7 protein-coding genes and 1 pseudogene are annotated in these 17785 nt (G+C 61.6%); 4 read left to right on the top strand and 4 right to left on the bottom strand.

Going from position 1 to position 17785, the window contains the following annotated elements:
* Positions 1-74: 74 nt before the first annotated feature.
* A complete protein-coding gene (locus tag RGM2987_RS23695; protein WP_245145227.1) occupies positions 75-1520 on the bottom strand; it encodes a SulP family inorganic anion transporter in 1446 nt (481 codons plus the stop codon).
* 354 nt (positions 1521-1874) lie between these two features.
* Here RGM2987_RS23695 and RGM2987_RS23690 point away from each other — a divergent pair, with 354 nt between their 5' ends.
* The 4 genes and pseudogenes from RGM2987_RS23690 to RGM2987_RS23675 form a co-directional block, all read left to right on the top strand.
* Complete coding sequence (locus RGM2987_RS23690) at positions 1875-3224, top strand: gluconate:H+ symporter (protein WP_245145226.1); 1350 nt, start codon at positions 1875-1877, stop codon at positions 3222-3224.
* Between the two features lie 27 nt (positions 3225-3251).
* Positions 3252-4112 carry a MurR/RpiR family transcriptional regulator gene (locus RGM2987_RS23685; RefSeq protein ID WP_245145225.1) on the top strand — a complete coding sequence of 287 codons (861 nt, stop codon included), beginning with the start codon at positions 3252-3254 and terminating at the stop codon, positions 4110-4112.
* A 1-nt stretch (position 4113) separates the two neighbouring features.
* Entirely contained in the window at positions 4114-5562 is a 1449-nt protein-coding gene (locus tag RGM2987_RS23680; RefSeq protein ID WP_245145224.1) for a D-aminoacylase, read from the top strand.
* A gap of 138 nt (positions 5563-5700) precedes the next feature.
* Positions 5701-5838 (top strand): annotated as a pseudogene (locus RGM2987_RS23675) (glyoxalase superfamily protein); the annotation flags it as partial.
* Between the two features lie 52 nt (positions 5839-5890).
* Here the strand turns inward: RGM2987_RS23675 and RGM2987_RS23670 are convergent.
* From RGM2987_RS23670 to RGM2987_RS23660, 3 genes are read right to left on the bottom strand one after another with little or no spacing between them, the layout of a single operon-like run.
* Positions 5891-8725 carry an RHS repeat-associated core domain-containing protein gene (locus RGM2987_RS23670; protein ID WP_245145223.1) on the bottom strand — a complete coding sequence of 945 codons (2835 nt, stop codon included), beginning with the start codon at positions 8723-8725 and terminating at the stop codon, positions 5891-5893.
* Positions 8722-13194, bottom strand: coding sequence for a SpvB/TcaC N-terminal domain-containing protein (locus tag RGM2987_RS23665; RefSeq protein WP_245145222.1), 4473 nt, complete (start codon positions 13192-13194; stop codon positions 8722-8724). Before RGM2987_RS23665 ends, RGM2987_RS23670 begins: the two co-directional genes overlap by 4 nt.
* Positions 13187-17782, bottom strand: coding sequence for a neuraminidase-like domain-containing protein (locus RGM2987_RS23660; protein ID WP_245145221.1), 4596 nt, complete (start codon positions 17780-17782; stop codon positions 13187-13189). Before RGM2987_RS23660 ends, RGM2987_RS23665 begins: the two co-directional genes overlap by 8 nt.
* Between the last annotated feature and the right edge of the window lie 3 nt (positions 17783-17785).

Here is a 17785-nt window from a genome sequence, read left to right as displayed (position 1 = left end):
CGAAAGCGGTTTGTCAGACCCCGATTCGTCACTGACACACTGCTTTCGCGAGCAAGCCCGCTCCCACAGGTTTTTCAGTCGTGATGCACACCCGCGCGCTTGAGCATCTGCTTGCAGCGTTCCGACAGGTGGAACACCCGCAGATGCTTGCCGGCCTTGCCGTAGCGTTCACGCAAAGTCATGAGCGCGGCGATGGCCGAGTAGTCGACGAAGCTCAGGTGGCGGCAGTCCAGGGTCACCACGGGCGGGTCGTCGGCCGGGTCGAACTGGTTGAGGAACGGCGTCGTCGAGGCGAAGAACAAGGTGCCGTGCAGGCGATAGAGTTTGCTCCCATCGTTTTCAAGGTGCGTGTCGGCGTACAGCTCCCGAGCCTGTTGCCAGGCGAAGTTGAGGGCCGCGATGACGATACCGCAGAGCACGGCAATCGCCAGGTCGGTGAATACCGTGATGACCGTCACTGCGATGATCACCAAAACGTCATTGGCCGGCACCTTGTTGATCACCCGCAACGAGGCCCAGGCAAACGTCTGCTGCGCCACCACGAACATCACGCCCACCAGCGCCGCTAGCGGGATGCGCTCGATCAGCGGCGACAGGAACAACACGAACAGCAGCACCATGATCCCGGCCACCACGCCGGACAATCGCCCGCGCCCGCCAGAGCTCAAGTTGATCATCGTCTGGCCGATCATCGCGCAACCACCCATGCCGCCCAGTAGCCCGGAGGCCATGTTGGCGGCGCCCAGGGCCACGCATTCACGGTCCGGATAGCCGCGGCTCTCGGTGATTTCATCGGTCAGGTTCAGGGTCAGCAGGGTTTCCAGCAAACCCACCAACGCCATGATCACGGCATAAGGCGCGACGATCCGCAGGGTCTCCAGATTCCACGGGATGTCCGGCCAGGCAAGGCTCGGCAAGCCGCCGGCGATGTGGGCCATGTCCCCCAGTGTCCGGGTTGGCAAACCGAGCAGATACACCGCAAGGCCAACCCCGAGGATCGCCACCAGGGCCGGCGGCACGCTGCGGGTCAGGCGCGGCAACAGATAGACGATGGCCATGGTCAGCACCACCAGCCCGGCCATCAGGTACAACGGGCCGCCGCTCAGCCAGGTCTCGCCGTTCTTGAAATGCTCCAACTGCGCCAGCGCGATGACGATCGCCAGGCCGTTGACGAAACCGAGCATCACCGGATGCGGCACCATGCGTATCAGTTTGCCCAGCCGCAACAGCCCGAACGCCATCATGATCAGTCCGCCCAGCAGTACCGTGGCCAGCAGGTATTGCACGCCGTGCTGCACCACCAACGCCACGATCACCACCGCCATCGATCCTGCCGCGCCCGATACCATGCCCGGACGGCCGCCGAACAGGGCGGTCAGCGTGCAGATAATGAAGGCGCCATACAGCCCCATCAGCGGGTTGAGGTGGGCGACCAGGGCGAAGGCGATGCATTCGGGGAGCAAGGCGAAAGACGTGGTGAGGCCGGCGAGGACGTCGGCGCGAAGACGTGCTGGTTTCATGGTTTACCTGACTGGGCGCCGGTGGAGTGTCGGCTGCCGGGGAGTGGTGCAAAAGCAGAGGGCAATGGTACGGAAATTCCCCTGTGGGAGCGAGCTTGCTCGCGATAGCGGAGTGTCAGTCGACATCCGCGGTGAACGTCAGGCCGCAATCGCGAGCAGGCTCGCTCCCACAGGGGGTTGTGCCTGGAGACGAAAATTCAGTGGTGGATTTTCATCGGCGCTGTGTCGCGATGTCTGGCAGCGACAATTCTTGTCTGGGCACGAAAATAACTTTCAATGAGTTTGAGGATTTTCCGTGGAAATGTTTTATGAGTTTCACAACTCATAGATGTGACCCTGTTCGAGGAGTCCCGCATGGCACCTGCTTTCGGTTATTGGCTATTGGTCTACGCGGCCATTGCCATCATTGCCCTGATCGTTCTGATCGCCCGTTACCGACTCAATCCGTTCATCGTGATTACCCTGGTGTCCATTGGCCTGGCGCTATTGGCCGGCATGCCGCCGTCGGGTGTCGTAGGGGCTTACGAGGCGGGGGTGGGCAAGACGCTTGGGCACATCGCGCTGGTGGTGGCCTTGGGTACCATGCTCGGCAAGATGATGGCCGAGTCCGGCGGAGCCGAGCGCATGGCGCAGACGCTGATCGAACGCTTCGGCGAGCGCAACGCTCATTGGGCCATGGTCTGCATTGCGTTCCTGGTGGGGCTGCCGCTGTTTTTTGAAGTCGGTTTCGTGCTGCTGGTGCCCATCGCTTTCACGGTGGCCCGGCGGGTCGGGGTATCGATCCTCATGGTCGGGCTGCCGATGGTCGCCGGGCTGTCTGTGGTCCATGCCCTGGTGCCGCCGCATCCGGCGGCCATGTTGGCGGTGCAGGCGTTCCAGGCTTCGGTGGGGCAAACCTTGCTCTACGCGATCCTGATCGGAATTCCCACGGCAATCATCGCCGGTCCCCTGTATGCCAAGTTCATCGTGCCATGCATCCAGCTACCGGCCGATAACCCCCTGGAGCGGCAGTTTCTCGACCGCGAGCCGCGTGCGCGGTTGCCGGGTTTCGGCGTGACCCTGGGGACGATCCTGCTGCCCGTGGTGCTGATGCTGATCGGTGGCTGGGCCAACCTGATCTCCACGCCCGGCAGCGGTTTGAACCAGTTCCTGTTGTTTATCGGCAACTCGGTGATCGCCTTGCTGCTGGCGACCATCCTCAGTTTCTGGACCCTCGGTCTGGCCCAGGGTTTCAACCGCGAGTCGATCCTCAAGTTCACCAATGAATGTCTGGCCCCCACAGCCAGCATTACTTTGCTGGTGGGGGCCGGTGGCGGCTTGAACCGGATCCTGGTGGACGCCGGGGTCACGCAGCAAATCGTCGGGCTGGCCCAGGAATTCCAATTGTCGCCGCTGGTCATGGGCTGGCTGTTCGCCGCCTTGATGCGCGTTGCCACGGGCTCGGCCACGGTGGCGATGACCACGGCCTCGGGCATCGTCGCCCCCGTGGCAATCGGTCTGGGCTACCCGCACCCCGAACTGTTGGTGCTGGCCACCGGGGCCGGGTCGGTTATCTTTTCCCACGTCAACGACGGCGGCTTCTGGCTGATCAAGGAATACTTCAATATGACCGTTGCGCAAACCTTCAAGACCTGGACGGTGCTCGAAACGCTGATTTCCGTGGTCGCGTTCGGCCTGACCCTTGGGCTCGCGCGTTTGCTCTGAGCACAAGGCAACCAAACAGGAGCCGTCATGGACATCCTCTACCAGATCCGATCCCGCCAGGATTCCTTCAGCGCAGGCGAAGGAAGAATCGCCCGGCTGATGCTCGACGACGTAGGATTTGCCGCCTCCGCCAGCCTCGAAGACCTGGCCCAGCGCGCCGAAGTCAGCAGTGCTACGTTGTCGCGCTTTGCCCGGACCGTCGGCTGTCGCGACCTGCGGGACTTGCGTCTGCAACTGGCCCAGGCCAGCGGCGTCGGCCGCCGTTTTCTCGACCCGACGGGTGCCCCTGAACAGTCGGCGTTTTATGGGCAGATCGTCGGTGATATCGAGTCCACCCTGCGTCGGCATCTGTCGGCGTTCGAAGAGACACGGTTCGCCGATGCCGTGCGGATGCTCGGCAAGGCGCGGATGATCCATGCGTTCGGGCTCGGTGGCTGGTCGGCCTTGTGCAGCGAGGAGTTGCAGGTGCGCCTGGTGCGTTTCGGCTATCCGATTGCCGCATGCCGCGACCCGGTGATGATGCGCATCACTGCCACGTCGCTGAGCGAGCAGCATCTGGTCATCGCCTGCTCACTCACCGGCATTACCCCGGAACTGCTCGGCGCTGTCGAACTGGCCCGCAGTTACGGTGCGCCAATCCTGGCGATTACCCGCGCCGACTCACCGCTCGCCCGAATGGCCGATGTGGTGCTGCCCCTGCAAGGCGCCGAAACCTCGTTCATCTACAAACCCACGGCAGCGCGCTACGGCATGTTGCTGGCCATCGACGTGCTCGCCACCGAGCTGGCACTGGCGCACCCCGAAGACAATCAAGAGCGCCTGCGGCGGGTCAAACTCGCCCTGGACGACTACCGCGGCGGCGATGATGAGCTGCCGCTGGGAGACTGACATGCAGTACGACACTTTGATCCGCAACGCGCTGCTCATCGATGGCAGCGACACCCCCGGCTACCCTGCCGATGTCGCGATTCGCGCTGGCCGCATCGAGCGCATTGGCGATCTGAGCGACGCCCGCGCCGTTGAGGAAATCGACGCCGCCGGCCGTGTGCTGGCGCCGGGGTTCATCGATGTGCACACCCATGACGACACGGTGGTGATCCGCCAGCCGCAGATGCTGCCCAAGCTCAGCCAGGGCGTGACCACGGTGATTGTTGGCAATTGCGGCATCAGCGCCGCGCCGGTCAGCCTGCGGGGCGATCCGCCGGACCCGATGAACCTGCTCGGCCCTTCCCAGGCGTTCGCCTATCCGCGCTTCGACGACTATCGCGCGGCGGTGGAAACGGCCAGGCCAGCAGTCAATGTCGCCGCCTTGGTGGGCCATACGGCGTTGCGCAGTAACCACATGGACGATCTGTTGCGCACTGCCAGCGTGGGAGAAATCGCCGCCATGCGTCAGCAATTGCGCGAAAGCCTGGAAGCCGGAGCGCTGGGCTTGTCCACCGGCCTGGCCTACGCCAACGCGTTTTCAGCGTCCACCGATGAAGTCATGCAGTTGACCGAAGAGCTAAGTGCGTTCGGCGCGATCTACACCACCCACCTGCGCAGTGAATTCGAGCCGGTGCTCGAAGCCATGGACGAAGCGTTCCAGATTGGTCGGCACGCCCGAAGCCCAGTGATCATTTCCCACCTCAAGTGTGCGGGCGTCGGCAATTGGGGGCGTAGTCCTCAAGTACTCGCGGCGCTGGAAAACGCTGCAAGAAATCATCCGGTCGGCTGTGACTGCTATCCCTACGCGGCCAGCTCCTCGACCCTGGACCTCAAGCAGGTGACTGATGCCCATCCCATCACCATCACCTGGTCGAAGCCGCATCCGCAGATGGGCGGGCGCGACCTGATCGATATTGCCGCTCAATGGAACGTGTCACTGCTGGACGCGGCGCAGCGCCTGCAACCGGCCGGCGCGGTTTACTACGGTATGGATGAGGCCGACGTGCGAAAGATCCTCGCCCATCCGTTATCCATGGTCGGTTCCGACGGCCTGCCCGAAGATCCGTTTCCCCATCCTCGTTTGTGGGGGGCTTTCCCACGGGTGCTGGGCCATTTCAGCCGTGACGTCGGGCTTTTTCCGTTGCATACAGCCGTACACAAGATGACCGGGTTGTCCGCATCACGCTTCGGTCTGAAGGAACGTGGTGAAATTCGTGAAGGGCATTGGGCCGACCTGGTGCTGTTCAATCCACAGACCATTCGCGACGTCGCCGATTTCATCGAGCCGCAACGGGCTGCCGAAGGCATTGATGGCGTGTGGGTCAACGGCGTCCTGAGTTATGGCGAAGGCCAGGCGAATGGACGCAGGGGAGGGCGGTTCCTGGCGCGGGGAAGTCACGCGGGGTTATGAGTCAGTGTGGGGAGGGAGCTTGCTCCCGCTGGGGTGCGAAGCAGCCCCTGTGTTTACATCATCACACGGCAGGGGACGCTGGCGCGTCCAGCGGGAGCAAGCTCCCTCGCCACGGGTTCGTCGGAGTCTTCAAATGTGTTCCAGGCACAACTGCTCGCCAAGTCGTACACCTTTGCACGGCCACAGATCCAGGCCATGCCCTGGGGAAGCCAGGACATGACGGTGGTCGATCCGTTTGGGAATCGGTTGGTGTTTACTGATGCGATCAGTGCCTGAACCCGTGCTGCGCAGCAGATGCCCGGACAGCGATCCCCCATTGTCGTGAATGCTAGGCGGCCGCGTATCGACCCATTGACTGGTTGTATTGGTTCAGCCTGAACAGCAGTTCCCGTCCGTGTTGGATAGTTGCCCGAGTGGCGTGGATCTGCTGCTGCATCTGCGTACGGCGCAATGTCCGGGCGCCTGCCGTGTCGGTTCGATCGGTCATCTGGTCCAGGGTCCGGTTCAGCAGCCCTTTCGCGCCCGGGCCGTAAAACTCCTCCACCCCAAGCCGATCGAACGCAGCATTGATGGCGTTGGCGTCATGCTCCAGGTATCCGTCGAGCTCAAGCAGCGCATCGTTCAAGCGTTGGATTTTTTGTCCGGGAATTCCATTCGAGGTCTTGGTGGCTTGGGTAGAGGCTTCAAAGTTGGCGATCCATGCGCCCGGAACCCGAAGTACTTTGGTCAAGATGAAATTGGTCACCATCAACGATATTTTCTTTTGTCCGGTCGCTTCGCGCGGGTCCAGGTCTTTGATGGCCTTGCGGGACTTTGCGTTCAGGTCATAAAAGGCTGTCCGGCCTTCATGCTCGATATCGTCGGGGTCCAGTCGGCTGACTTGTGGGTAGACAGACTCAGGCAGATGTCGCGTCGCATCCAGTTTTCCGGCGAGGCTGTCGATGCCTGCTGCGGTGCCGCTCATGGCCGACCATGAGGCAATCAGCCCTGCCGGCGCCGCCAAGGCCCCTGCACCCAGCGATGCCGCGTTCTTGAAGGCGTTGTAGGCGTAACGCTGAAAGACACTTTTGGTGATGTCTTTTGTACTCATGCTGTTGTACAGCTGCTGGTTCAGCGTGCTGACCCGGTTGTTGACCTGGGACAGAATATTCGGATAAGCCGCTATCTCTTTCCTGATGTTGAACTCTTCTTTGTCATGGCCGTTCGGGTCGTTGTACCGCACGGGGTTATTACCCACCATGCAATATAAGTTCAGCCCGTCAATTGCCCCCGCCGGATCGGCACTGATCCAGCGTTGCAACCACGGCGCGTAGTAGCGCTGCCCGTAGTAATACAGTCCGCTGGCGTCGCGCTCCTTGCCGGAGTAACGAATGGTTCGATAGTCGGCTTCCACGGCTGAGCGGGACGCCGCCCACGCAGTGCCACCGTACGGCAGGTAACTTTCCTGGCTGATCAGCCAACCCTCGTCGTCGAGTTCCATCGTGCTGGACCCCAGGTGGTCGTCGAGGCTGTAGCGAAACGGGCTGGTCGCAATACCGGCCGGGCGGCCTTCAGTCCAGTGCAAATAGCGAACACTGCAACGACCGGCTTGCACGGTTATGACTTCCAGGCGCTCGTTAGGACGGGTGCGAATTTCCAGGCCCGGCAGAGAACGGGCTTCCCGGGTGTGCGTCACCGTCGCGGCCCGGGTGGTTTGTATCTTGCGAACCCGTTGCCCATCGCTGTCGTAGCAGTAACGTTCGGTGTCGTCGTGTCCGTCCTCACGGCGGACTAACGTCACCTTGGCCAGTTGATTGCGGGTATTCCACTCTAGCGCCCGGCCTGGACCGAGCGTCTGCTGGTTGCCGTTGTCGTCGAAACCAACCGTCACGTCGGGCGCTGAGTGGCCGGTATTCCAGGACGTGAGTCGATTACTTGTCGCGGCAACGTTGTAGGTCCGGGTGTAGTGATTGCGGTCGCGGACATGGCGCAGTTCGATCAGGTTACCGCCGGCGTCGTATTCGTAGTGTTCGGTAAACCTGAACAGCTGCCGGGCATCGAACGGTGCTCGGCTGAGCTTGGCAAGGCTGGGGTTGCCGGTCAGACCCGAGGATTCGCGCCCCGTCGCGCTGATCAGCTGATAGAGGCTGTCGTAGCTGAAAGTACTGATGGCGTCGACCCGCTGATTGCTGCCGAACTGCACCGGTTGGGCCCTGTCTTCAATTTGGGTGACGTTACCCACCGCGTCGTAGGTGTAGCGCAGATCCTGCAAGGTGCTGCCGGACACCGCCGCGCTGAGGGCGACCAGGCGACCACTGGCCGGGTCGAACGCGGCGCGACTGATGACGCCATTGCCCGCAGCCTGAGATTCGACCTGGCCAGATGCGTTGTAGACCAGGTCTTGTACTACGACTTTCTCAGCCGTAGCGCCTTTTAATTTCAAGCTCACGGCTTTGAGTTGGCCGGCGACATCAAACGCATAGCGCTGTTGGTGCTGCGCCGCATCCGCCTGCAGGATAGGCTGCCCCAACGCATCGTAGCGCCAGCTGGTGGCGTAGCCATTACCCGGTTCCAGCAGCCCGTCGCGGTCCTTTTCATCGGCCGGCCAATTGGGCGATGCGCAATCGACCAGGAAGTACCTGACCTGGCCAAGCGGTTTGCCACACAGCCCATAGTTGCTGATGGACAGGCAGCCCGCGCTGTCATCGTGACGGGTCAAGGCACCACAGAGATTGTAGGCCGCCGAGGTGGGCGAGCTGTCGCCGTAGCGCAGGCATTCGATCCGGCGCAGACCCTCTTGCGTCCCTTGTTCCTGGACCTCGATCGGCCGCAATTGATCGTCGTAGTGGGTGCGCCAGCGGTGCCCTCGCTGGTCCCAGCAACGCAGGATCTGGCCGGCATCACCCGGCAGGTTCAGGCGCCAGCCGGCGTCGAGGCTGTCTACCCGTAGGGGCTTGCCGGAGAAGCTGTAGACGGTGGTCAGGTTGGCTTGCGGTGCTTCGCCGGAGAGTCGGGGATCCCATTGCGCAACGGGGCGCCCGGCGAGGTCAAAGGCCTGACGGGTGATGCGCGCCTGGGTGGGGTCGTCCACGTGGCGCCGGCAGTAAGCGACTTGTCGCACGGACAATCCCCGGCTGTCGACGACATTGATTGTCGGCGCTTTACGATGCAGGCGTGGGGTCATGCCGCACCTCCGGTGGTCGGGTCATGTTCGGCCATGGTCTCTTCCAGGGTGTCGTTCTCGTCTTCGTCCAGGGTGTACCAGGCGTGACGGGTGTGCCGGCGCATGGGGGAGATGCCACTTTGACTGGCAAGCCGCGTGTGGGAGGGGCGGCCCAGCGGATCGTAGAACTGTCGGTCGCAATAACCGAACTGACGCAAGGACACGTCGTTTATGTAGCGATGCTGGTCGGCGAAGTAAGGACGGTAGAGGCGAATCGGTAAGCCGAGATTGTTGTATTCCACCCGCTCGCTGACACGCCAGCGCCTCGCAGCGGTTTGCTCCAGAGGTCGCTTGTCATTGAGCGTCAGCGCGCCTTGGGCGTCGACGACGTAGGCCATGCCTGGCTCGACCTGCTGCTTGCTTTGCAACGTACGCCCGAAGCCGTCGAAGCAGGTCAGGCTGATGCGGATCTGTTGTTGCGGGTCGCCGGGATAACGGTCGGCCACCAACGCTGCAATGTGCATCGGCTCACGTGCCGAGGCCTCTACTTCTTTTTGCAGTTTCAGGTCGTCGGCAGAGGGTGCTTGAAGCGCCATCAGGCGGATTCGGGCCGATGCACAGATGTGCCCGCTGGGCAGCAGGTCACCGTTGAGCACGCAGCGCGCCAACCAGTCGGTATCTGCCATGGCCGTACTGGACACGTGACCCATCCAGCTGAAGGGGGCGTAGTAGAGGGCGGTGGCGGCGTCCTGAAGGGCCTCTCTGCTTTGTTCAATCGCTTCGGTGGGACTGGTGAAGCGCGGCCGCTTGAACTGCGCGAGCGGCTTGAAACCTGCGGCGCTGTTGTACTCACTGCCGTAGAAGGTGCTGGCCAGCACCTGACCAAAGGCATCGACCAGACTTTCCTGGGTATTGCCATTGGGATCGGTAATGCGCCACGGCTGAAGTGAGCGGTAGTCGTGGTGCGCCCGGGTGACACAGCCGTCGGGCAGCTTGAGCGCGGTGATGAAGCAGCGATAGCGGTCGTAGCTGTACTCGGTCACGCCGTGGCTCTGGCTCGCTTGCGAAGTCTGGATCCTGTAGAAGCCCTGCAGCGGGGCGTAGGTCGCGAAGTCAGTTTTGACTGACCAGATTTTTTTGCCGGGAGGAGGCTCGGGAAGAAACAGGTCCATGGGGTGATAGCCGCTTCTTTCGAGTAGCTTGCCTTTTGGACGTTGGGCCTGCGGTAACAGGTGGAAGGCTTGCAATGCGGTTTCGTCCAGTTCGGCGGTTTCCCGATGATCGGCCAGAGCCTCGAAGTGGGCGACACCGTCTGGCAGGGTTTCTGCGCTTGAGGTGTGTTTGTAGCGTTGAATGGACAGGCCGGTCAGCACGCTGGTGGACGTCCAACGGGTGCTTCGGGCGAGTTCGCTGAGTTTTTCATGGGTCATGTCCGCTGTGCTCATTGCGTCAGCTTCAGGTGCCTTGGCTTTTCTCAAGGCGTTGGTGCGCTGGCGATAAGGCAGGCCTAGGCGCCAGGCTTGCGGGCCTTGCAAATGGATGTACTCGGCGCGGGTTTCGGTCAGGTAATGAAACTGTTGCGCCGGATCATGCGCATCGCGCCACCAGCGCTGCTGGTCGGGGTCATTGAACGGGGGCAAGTCATTGACGGTTTTACGCCGGGCGTAATGGACGTCGACGCTGTGGGTCAGTGAGCCATACCCGTCATGCTGCAAATTGAAGGTATGCCGGCATTGCGGGTCGTCGCTCAAGCCTTCGTACTGATAATGGTTCGACTCCAGCAGCAGCGGCAGCATCCGCCCATGACCCCGTTTGCCCTCGGGTGCCTGGAGCAGACGCACCCCATAGCGGTTCTCCCGGGTCGAATACAGGGTCGTGCCGCCGCCGAATACCTCGCTGCGCAACAACAGGCCACTCAGGGCGCGAGACATTTCATCAAGCGTGGCCGGGCTAGGGGCAGCGACGAATGTGTCGTTGCCGGTATCCGGCTGGTATTGGCAGAGTACTGTCTTGCCCAGAGCGACGGCCTGCGGGTCGGCGTGGCTATAAGCGTTACGCGACAGGTCGGGTGCCTGCCCGGTGTGAAACCAGCTCTTCTTCAGGCAGGCCGCAGTGAAACCCTGGGGATCGGTATCGGCAGGGTGGGTTTCATGGTCGGTTTGCAGCAGCAGGCCGAAGCCGCGAAATTCCCGCTCCTTGCCGTCGTAGTAACCCTGGCGGTAAGCGTAGCGGCGGGACAGTTGGTTGCCGGTTATTTCATCCACTTGGGTATGACTCGAAACCACATGCAGAACCAGAGGCACGTGGCAGGTCAGGGGCTGGCCGGCTGCCATCCTCTGCGCTTTCTCATCCAGCCATTCCTGCGCCGAGCTTCGGTAACGGATGCGGTTGGCCGCGCCGGCGTTGTTATTCGTGCCCGTGAGCAGGTAGGGCTTTGCGCTGACGAAATCGCAGCGCCAGTGTCGGCCCCCACTGTGGGGCGCGCTCAGGATCAGGCTGGAGCAGCCCAGCCCCTGTAAGTCGACGATGTTCACCTGGCATAAGCTGTCGTAGCGCATGCCTCCCGGCCATGGCAGGGCAACGGGTGGGTTGAAGCCGTTGCCGCCACGGTTCATGAAGATCAGCGCCTGATGCGCTTGCAGGTAGATCAGGTCGACGGCGCCGGAGCCATCCAGGTCCGCCAGGCGGATCCGCGAGGCGTCGAAATTTTCGTGCGCGAGGTCAGGCGAGCCCAGCACGATGCCTTGGCCGAAACGCCCACGGCCCAGGTTCGGCCAGCACTTCACTTCGTTGTGGCGAATGCGCACCAGGTGCTGCTGGCCGCTGCCCAGGACGTCGCTGAACGCCACCAGTTCGCTGGGGCAGTGGCTGATGATCGGGAGGGTATCGTCCTCGACGTCACGGGCTGCTTCACGGGCGGGGGCAAAACCGTCTTCCCGCAGGTTGGCGTACAGACGAACGCTGCGCGGGCCGATCAACGCCAGGTCGCTGAGGCCGGCGCCCATCAGGTCGGCCAACTGCCCCTGCGAGCTGAAGAACGCAGGGGGGAACGCCTTGAAGGTAGCGAAATCCGTCCAGTCTCGATCCGGGCCCAGGGAGAAAAAACCGCTCAGTCCCGGTTGGGCGACGACCCAGTCCAGTCGACCATCGCCGGTGAGGTCGATCAGTGCTTGCTGCACGGGGCTGGCCGGATCCGCCACGGGAAGCCGCGGCAGCGCTCGCCATTGACCGTAGGCGACGTCATCGCTGTCGGCCTTGGCTCGCAGGGGCTCACGGTAGTACCAGCACGCCTCGCCCCGATAGAGCAGACCGGGGAGGCCTTCGCCGTACAGATCCACCCATTGATAACCCGTGGCTTCGTCGAGCCCCGGCATGTCTTGCCAAGGTTGCCAGGCGCTGGATTCCCCAGGAAGGGTGAACACGCTGTAGCTGAACTCGACCGGCGGACGGTTATCGATGGTTTGCGCCTCCCCGAACCCCTGGTCGTGAGCCGTGACCAACTGGTGATAACCCTGGGGCGTCTGGCGGTAGCCGAGCAGCAGGCGGCGCACCAGTACGGGATCGGGGCCCCATTCCCCGGCAAAGCGGTGAAACATCAGCACCTGGCGACACAGTCGTTCGGTGCGTAATTCAAAGCCGTAGGCGAAGCCGGAAAAACCATCGCCCCGGGCCAGCCATTGCTGGCTTTCATAGCGCGGTACGTGTTCGTACTCGGTGCTCCGCTCGCCGTAGTCGACCACCAGTTCGAAATGCCATTGCGCAGACGCCAGCCGGTCGGCGTGCCACAGGTAAAGGTCGGCATCGGCCTGGAAATTGCCATAGCTCACGCGGCTCAGATAACGCTGGGCGCTCGTGTCGGTCTTGTAGTGGTAAAGAATATGCTCACCGTGGGCGTTCAGGCTCTCCTCCAGCAGCCACTCGCCGACACGGCTCGCATCCCGGGGATCGGCTCGACGCGCATAGAGGGTTTTTCCGAAGACATGCAGGCAGCCATCGGCACCGTGTACGAGCCAGAATCCCGGTTTGTCATCCGCCGACGACCAATGCTCGATCCGATCGAAGCGGCTTTCGACTCTCGGGTGATGACGGACCACCGTGTAGCGCTTGCCCAGTTCCAGATTGTTGTAGCGGTGGACATGCGTAGCATGGACAGCGCCCCGTGCATCGCGCTCGGGCAACCACGCCACTGTGTCGGGGCCGATGATCTCGTCATCGTCATCATAGGCTGGCACACCGTGGCGGGTGCTTCGCGCCACGCTCGGCATTGACAGGCCCCAACCGATGCCGAACACGCCGTTGCCGGCCGAGCTGGAATAAGCCAGCGATAAAGGCGGGGCAAAGCCACGGCCCGGCGAAATCGGCAGGGCAATTTCATAGGTCGCCGTGCCGTGGACGCCGACAGTGCCCAGGCCTTTGCCGATGCTCTGGATCGCGCCGCCACCTTTGGGCAATGACGGCGCGGACACGGGCAGCGCGCTGTGTTCATTCATGGGAACCTCCGCCGACCCGGGCCGTATAGCTGACATGCACGATGATGTCGGTCAGCGATTCAAGCAGGTCCTGTTGTTTTTCCGGATTCGGGAAGGTCAGCTGCCATTTGGAAATGGCGCCGGTGTATTCGAAGGGCAGGTAGCGTTCATCGTTGAAGTTCAGGGTGAACAGACCGTTGTCATCGACGCCGGTTGAGAGGGCAACTTGTTGGTGGGCGCGCCGGCTCTCAATGGCTTCGCCTCGATCACCTGCAGCCAAGAACACTTTGCTGGCGGTCTGGGTCAGTGTGGCTCGAATGTTTTCATAGGGGCCCACAACAGCCGGCAGGGAGACGCTGATGGTCTTGATGCGCCGCAGATAATGTTGCTGGTCCTTGTAGTCGTCTTCGAAGAGTTCGTGGGTCAACTCGAATTTGCACTGGCCTTCCTTCAAGGCGGTATGAATGTGCGCCCAATCCTGGTTGATAGGGCTGCTTGGCGCCTGATCCTTCAGATGCCGCAACGACACCGTTTTGCGAATTTCCAGCTCCCGCTCGTGACGTCGCAGGTATTGGGCCTGCATATTCAACAGGTTCAGTTTCAACTGCTCGCCCGCGCCGAGTCCTCGATAGGTGGTATTCCAGGCCTCGGGTTGGATGAACCGCGTGCTGAAATCCGCCAGCTCATATTGCCAACAGGCTTCAGCTTCCAGGCACAGGGCCGAGGTTGCGTCGTAGGCCTGGCGGTAGAGCGCGGCGAACTGGCTGTTCAGCCATTGGTACAACTGCGCTTTGGTAAAGCGCTTGCTAAGCAAGTCGTAGTTGGCCTTGGCTTGGCTCAGGCTCGACTCTGCCAGGCGCAGTTGCAGGCGTGTGGCGGTTTCCTGCGCGGCGCAAGATCCCAGCTGGGCGTCGATCTGAGCCAATTCAAGCCGCGCCTGATCGTGGGCCAGGGTCCAGTCCTCCCGACGACGCGTGAATTGTGCCGTACGGTCGAGGTTCTGGGCGCAGGTGCGATCCCTGATGGCGCCGCCTTGGGCCAAGGCAGCGGCAGCGTGCAGCGCTCCTTCCCAACGGCTGCCTCCCACGCTGAAACCAAAAATGTTCGGCATCATCATCAGGCTGCCCGCCACGACCTGTGCGTTCGATGCATCGAGTTCCGAGGAGCCGCTGCTCAAGTACAACTCACTGGCCTCGGTCTCGATTTCACTGAGGCCGTTATCCAGCAACTGCTGATAATGGTGCAGCCGACCCTGGACGACAGCCTGGCTGGCCAGCAGTGCCTGGCGGTTATGCCGGTCGATGTTGAGCGCCTGGTGATGCAGGTCGACGGACCGTTTCGCCAGGTCCCAGGCTTGCTGTTGCTGGAGTTCCTGCAACTGCGCCTGCTCCTTGCGTTCGATCAGCGAGAGCAAGGCGGCGCCAAACTGGCACAGGCTTTCCACTGCCGCCTGGGCCTGGTTGTACACAGCGGTGAAGCGATAGGGTGGGATCGGGGTGTTCGGTAACCTCGTTGCTGCGCTGCGCGAAAGGTCCAGGCCGCTGGCGCTGGTCAATGCGTGTGGGTCCAGGGGAGGCGCAAACATCGGTAGATGCAGCGGCTTGCCGGCGATGTCGAGGTTGTGCCGCAAGTTGTACAGGCGACTTTCAGTAATGTCCCAGCGCTTGCGCAGTTCGGGATGGAAGGGGACGCGCAGATACGGCGTATCGATGGCGGGCAGGGACGGCGGCGAGCTGCTTTCGCCCAACAGGTGGAGTGCGTGGTTGGCGGTGGAGTTTGTCAGCGCGTACTCGAACCGGCGCAGGTGTTCATTGCTGGTTTCGCTCAACGTTTGCAGGCTGATACGTGGCCATTGAACAAGTGGTTGAACCTCGGCCCGAGGCCCTAGCAGGTGCAGTGCCCGCGCATACCAGAGCTTCGCCTCGCTGAGACTGTCGGGTGTCAGCTCGCGGTACGCGGCGTCGCCTCGGTTGAGCAGGATATCGAGGTACAGAAAATACAACGCCTTGCGAAAGTGCACCGGGTGACTGAGGGCAATCTGGTGGGGGGCATGGGGCGTTTGGCTGGCGTACGAAGGCCTGCCGTTATCGATCAACGGCATGCTTCTCCAGTGGTCGCCGTTGTTGCGACCCGGATCGAAGATATGGCGCAGCCAGCGTTCAGCGTCCTCGTATCGCTGCTCGGTATTCAACCGCTGGGCGACCAGCCAGGGTACGTAGAGGAACAGCTCGGTGAAGTAGCGGCCATAAGGTCCGTGAAAATCCATCCAGTTGCTAGAGTCACCGGGCACGAAGGGCTCCGGCAGGTGTTGGGTCGCCAAGTCGAACAGCGCATCCAGGCTGTTCTCGGCTCGACGGACCAGTTCGGCGGCGAACACCGTGTTCAATCGGATTGGCGGGCGTAATCGGTCGTTGGGATCACTGTTCTGGATCGCGGATCTGGAGAAATCGATGAACTGGGTGGTCCCGAGCCCAGGCGTCGTGACTTGGGTGATGCCCGGAGGTTGTTGGCGCTTGAGGGGGCGCTTCAGGGTGATGGCTTTGAGGATGGAATAGAGCTTCTTTGTCGGTTCTCGGGGATGCACGAACGCCACCCCGAGAAAGAGGGTGGCACCGTCCGCATTGAGCTCGGTGCTGGGCCATGGGAACTCAAAGGCATCCGGCAGAAGCTCTGCGGGGGTGGACTCGGCCACAACCGTCAGGTCCTCGTAGGTCAGGGGGCGGGGGGGCGGCGCCTCGGGTTGCCGGAAGACCACATACTGTTTGTCCAGCGGCTCATCACAGAGAACCATGACGCCCTCCACGTCGATGGCTTTGGAGTGCTCTGCTTGTAGCGTTACGGTTTCCGAGTATCGGGTTTGGGAGCTGTTATTACGAAGCCGGCTCACCTTGATCAAGTTTCGTATGGCGGCTGTAGAAACGAATTTCCCTTCAAGGTTCATGTGACTGGACTGCAGCGTGATACCCGGCGACTGCTCACTGTCTCTAAGCGCATCAGCCATGTGTGTGAAGGAAAACCTGTAGCTGCGGTCCAAGGGAGCCTGGGTGTCGGTGAGATAGAGGCCCGAGAACTCACTGAGCGGCATATAAGGTGTTTGTGGCAGGCTTCGGGCAGGCACCACCAGATACATTGTCATTTGCGGTTCACGATGAGGGGCGTTATGGACTCTCAATCGCATCTCGTCCCTTGACCGGGTTGGAACCGACCCAGCCTGGGTAAAGGCGATGCTTGCCGTCATACGCAGCGTGAGCGTGGAAGCGCTCTTGATGTGGCTGATGTGTATCCGATCTCGATAGCCTCCTTCGACGTTACCTTCGAAATCGGACATGGTGACGTCCATGTTGCTGGGTAGGTCGGTTTCTGCGAACCCGACTTCCAGAGACGTCGCTGTTTGAATGCGCTGGACGGCGGCCTCTGTGAGGGTTTTCTCGGCAGCAGTAGAGGATGAGCTATCCGGCTCGGGGGTGAGGTGCTTATCGATGCAAGTCGACTTGATGAAGGTCAGGACACTGCCATTGGTGATGCGCGAATCCGTCTTCGGCGCATAGCCACACAAGGCCAGAAACAACGTTTCGTGCGAGCCTTGGCGGTGATGCACAGCCACCGTGCTGATCGATGCCTTGATTGCCTCCACGTCCTTGCTGCCAAGTGTCGTGTTCTCGAAATAGCCTTGCAGGCCGACCCGCGGAGTACTCCAGCTACCATCCGATTTTTTGAAGCAATAGCTCATGCGCAAGAGCGGGCGGTGGCTGCCGGGTAGCGCTGCGTTGGCACTCGTGGGGTCGCTGCTGAAGGCTGACGGGTCCTGATGAATGCATTCTGCCCAGACGACAAACAGACGGTTGTTGAACCAGACGGGACGAATCGTGTGCTCGGCGGCGTTCTCGGGGATAGGGACGTTGGCCTTTTCCCAGTCCGACCAGGCAGACGGATCCGGCTGGTCCAGTTTTAGTGCGGGAGCCGGCGGGGGCGGTGGTGGGCCATCGAGCGGGCGCTGCGCCATGTTCAACGAACGCCAGAAGTAGCTGTTCTCCGTACGGGATTTGGCAATGAAATAGTAGGTGCTGTTGGCAAAGTCCTCGCCATCGATGTAACCGTTGAGGATATTCAGGTTGGCGACTTCTTCGAACCGGGTCAGGTACGCCATGACGGCTGACTGCACGGCATCGGGTTGAAGCCGGTTCTGGCTGAGGTCGTTTTCCAGTTGTCGGAAGTTGTCGCTCTTATCGGCCCTCAGTAACGGGTCCAGGTAAAGCGCTGGAAAATAGAGCAGCTTCTGATGGGCGGCCCAGCTGGCGTACTGATGCAGTTGGTTGCGCCAGGTCGGCAGGTGCTCGGCAGCCAGGCTTGCCGAGTCGTAGCCGGGTTCCATATTCATCAGGATGCGGTGGATGTACTGCTGCAGGCTGGCGATGGCACACGCCACCGGGGTAGTGGGCACGTCCTGGCCCACCAGCACATCGAGCAACCAGTATTCGTAGAGATCTTCGGCGGTCTTGAGCGTCAGGTTACGTGTCACGGCGTTATCGGGCACGACCTTGTTCAGGTACAGCGCCAGCAACGCATCGCGCAGGCTTTCATCCAACTGCTTTTTAATCGCAACGGTCATATT

It is taken from the genome of Pseudomonas sp. RGM2987 (assembly GCF_022952855.1).
Taxonomy (GTDB): domain Bacteria; phylum Pseudomonadota; class Gammaproteobacteria; order Pseudomonadales; family Pseudomonadaceae; genus Aquipseudomonas.
Note: the sequence above shows the minus strand (reverse complement) of the source record. Positions and strands in the feature narration are given on the sequence as shown.

Coding starts and splice junctions, on each gene's coding strand:
- RGM2987_RS23695 (WP_245145227.1), bottom strand. CDS start 1,520: ATGAAACCAGCACGTCTTCGCGCCGACGTCCTCGCCGGCCTCACCACG.
- RGM2987_RS23690 (WP_245145226.1), top strand. CDS start 1,875: ATGGCACCTGCTTTCGGTTATTGGCTATTGGTCTACGCGGCCATTGCC.
- RGM2987_RS23685 (WP_245145225.1), top strand. CDS start 3,252: ATGGACATCCTCTACCAGATCCGATCCCGCCAGGATTCCTTCAGCGCA.
- RGM2987_RS23680 (WP_245145224.1), top strand. CDS start 4,114: ATGCAGTACGACACTTTGATCCGCAACGCGCTGCTCATCGATGGCAGC.
- RGM2987_RS23670 (WP_245145223.1), bottom strand. CDS start 8,725: ATGACCCCACGCCTGCATCGTAAAGCGCCGACAATCAATGTCGTCGAC.
- RGM2987_RS23665 (WP_245145222.1), bottom strand. CDS start 13,194: ATGAATGAACACAGCGCGCTGCCCGTGTCCGCGCCGTCATTGCCCAAA.
- RGM2987_RS23660 (WP_245145221.1), bottom strand. CDS start 17,782: ATGACCGTTGCGATTAAAAAGCAGTTGGATGAAAGCCTGCGCGATGCG.